Source organism: Streptosporangium sp. NPDC003464 (genome assembly GCF_053588315.1).
Genome location: NZ_JBSFPS010000501.1, coordinates 1 through 2,652, shown reverse-complemented (window position 1 = coordinate 2,652; position 2,652 = coordinate 1). Strand labels below are relative to the sequence as shown.

Below are 2,652 nucleotides of genomic sequence, written 5' to 3'. Positions count from 1 at the left end.
GGTCTGAGCCAGTGGTTCCTCGCCGGGGTGAACGATGTCCACCTTGAGCTCCTGCCAGCCGCAGGACTGTCCAAGACCACTTTCCACCCGCCCGATAGGCTGGACCTATCATGGCCGGAATGGGATGGGACCTGCGCCGGCTGCGATATTTCCAAGCAGTGGCCGAAGAACTCCACTTCGGCCGGGCGGCCCGCCGGTTGCACATCGCCCAGCCGTCGCTGAGCCAGCAGATCAAGGCCCTGGAGAAGGCGGTCGGTGCCACCCTCCTGGAGCGCACCCCACGTGGTGTGCGGCTGACCCCCGCAGGGGCGGCAGCGCTCGACGCGGCCCGCGACCTGCTCGCCCTTTCCGAGCGAAGCCTGCGTGACATCCGGGACCTTGCCTCCGGCTCCCTGCCCGCGCTCAGGATCGGGTTGTCCACGGGGATCGGCCCCGGTCTGCTCGGTCGGATACGGCTCGCCGCCGGTGCCGCGGGTGTGAGCATCGCCTTCCACGACGCTACCTCCGCGGAGCAAGCGGATCTGCTGGGCCGGGACGAGCTCGATCTCGGCCTCATGCTCGAGCCCGTGGGCCACACGGACCTGCACCTGCTACGTCTGGTCGACGAACCCCTCGGCGTGATCACCGGCAGACGGCATCGTCTGCCGGATCAGCTCACGGCCGACGATCTCGCCGGCAAGCGCCTGCTCTGGTTCGACCGCGAAGAAGCCCCCGGCTACCACGACCACGTGCTGGACGCCTGTGCTGCGGCCGGGTGGCGGCCCGAGGTCCAGGTATGCCACAGCCGGCGGCTCAGCGCCATCGTCCTGCTGCTCACCGCCGAGCCTGATCTGGTCTCGCTGGTTCCGGCGGCCAAGGCCACCCATCCTGAGCTGGTCTGGCGCCCTCTCCAGGCTGCCCCCCGCCACCGCGTCGCACTGGCCTGGCGCGGCCACGACGGTAGGGAGGCTGTCGGCCGCCTCCGCGACGAGCTCGTTTCCGGTCTCGCCCGACCCTGACGGACCTCGTCCGCGCGGCCATGGGCCGCCTCAGGGACGGGCCTCGCCTGGGTGTGGCACTACCTGCATGAGCCATGCGGGGTCTCGGTAGTAACGGCGGAAAATCCAACGGATTTGCCGCTGACCTGCTCCGATGTGAGGGCGCCGCAGGACCGGTGTGCCGGTTGGTAGATGCGGTGGGCCAAGCCGAAGGTGCCGCTGACCTTGCCCGGGCCTCCATGCCGGCGCAGGTCAGCGGCATATTCGTTGGAAATTTCTTCATTACTGCTGGAAGAGCACGGCGGTGGGTGAGTCCCCGGTGAAGGGCGGCCGGCCGGTGAGCAGCTCATACAGCACGCATCCGGTGGAGTACAGATCCGAGCGGGCGTCGGCGGGCTTGCCGTCGGCCTGCTCGGGCGACATGTAGGCCCTCCACTCGGGTCCGTGCGACCAAGTGCAAAGTAGCTCTGCGTGATCGCTTGCTAGTGCCGATATACCTTCGTCTGTCGACACTCCGCCGGGAAACTACGAGGTCGCAGGTGGTGAGCGTCGAGAACTCGTGCCGAGAATCAACGTCGGTAAACGGGTCGGTGAGTGGATTCCGACAGGCATCGGCGCGTTGTCCTGACCTAGGGATACGCCCCTACTTTGCGGTCTATGACACCGACCCGAGCGGAGGGCCATGCAGGGTGCGCTGACGGTCCCAGGGACCTTCGATAATTCTCGGATGCTGCGATTACTGGTGACGCTTCTGACGGTGACTGCGCTTGCCAGCGGCGGCCACCTCCCTAGACGACTCACATTCGATGACTACGCCGCCCGTACCGTCTGGACCTGGCGGACCAGCGGCGCGGCGGAGATCTGGCGCAACGGTTTCGTGCCGACGGAGGACCTGAGCCAGATGCAGCAGGACGTGGAGGAGCAGATCTCGAGTGATGAGGAGTACGGCTTCGCCGTGGCCGGCCCGCTCCCCGCAACTCCGAAGGAGGCGCGGATCCGCTGGGACGACGGCTCCACCATGCGGGTCCCCATGATCAGCGCACGCCAGGCGCTGATCGCACTGTCCCCCTACGACATGGAGGCCTCCGCTCAGGACGATCGGGCATACAAGATGACCGCCGCTACCTTCACAACCATGCGCCTGCGGACCCTGCGCGGCATGGCCACCGTTCCGGCGTGGCGGTTGTACTTCTCGAACCTGCCCGGCCCGATCAACCACGTCGCGGTCGACCGGGCCACGCTCGGCACCGTCGAGGAGGCCGTCGGTGACCACCTGCCCTCCGACATCAGCGGCTTCAAGGTGCTCGACGAGCGCACGCTGCAGGTGAACTACGACTACGGCGTCTGCCTCGGCGAAAAGATGCCGAGTGTCCACCTGCGGACCGACGAGCGGTCCGATGTTGTAGTCCTCGGAATCCAGGTCCACGAGCACATCAGTAACGGCCTGTGCGCGGGCGTCGGCGCATCCGGCGAGGGCGTCGTCCGACTCCTGGAGCCGCTGGACAGCCGGGTAGTGCTAGATGCGAAGAGCCGGCTCCCCGTCTGCCTCCGTTGGTCGGGCCCCTGCCGCGCCGGGTGATCTAGTACTACAGCCTGATTTCGTGATGCTTGAGCCAGCGTCGCCAGTAGTGGCTGCTGCGGGCACGGGTTTGGTGTTCACGGCGGTGGGTGGACC

At 67.3% G+C, this 2,652-nt stretch carries 3 protein-coding genes; 2 read left to right on the top strand and 1 reads right to left on the bottom strand.

The window, feature by feature from the left end:
• Positions 1-119: 119 nt before the first annotated feature.
• Positions 120-998, top strand: a complete 879-nt coding sequence (locus tag ACWDS7_RS47815; RefSeq protein WP_451934725.1) for a LysR family transcriptional regulator — start codon at positions 120-122, stop codon at positions 996-998.
• A gap of 261 nt (positions 999-1,259) precedes the next feature.
• Here the strand turns inward: ACWDS7_RS47815 and ACWDS7_RS47810 are convergent, their stop codons facing one another.
• On the bottom strand, positions 1,260-1,400 hold the full coding sequence (locus tag ACWDS7_RS47810) for a protein kinase domain-containing protein (RefSeq protein ID WP_451934724.1): 141 nt from the start codon (positions 1,398-1,400) through the stop codon (positions 1,260-1,262).
• A 334-nt stretch (positions 1,401-1,734) separates the two neighbouring features.
• Here ACWDS7_RS47810 and ACWDS7_RS47805 point away from each other — a divergent pair, with 334 nt between their 5' ends.
• On the top strand, positions 1,735-2,556 hold the full coding sequence (locus tag ACWDS7_RS47805) for a hypothetical protein (protein ID WP_451934723.1): 822 nt from the start codon (positions 1,735-1,737) through the stop codon (positions 2,554-2,556).
• Positions 2,557-2,652 lie beyond the last annotated feature (96 nt).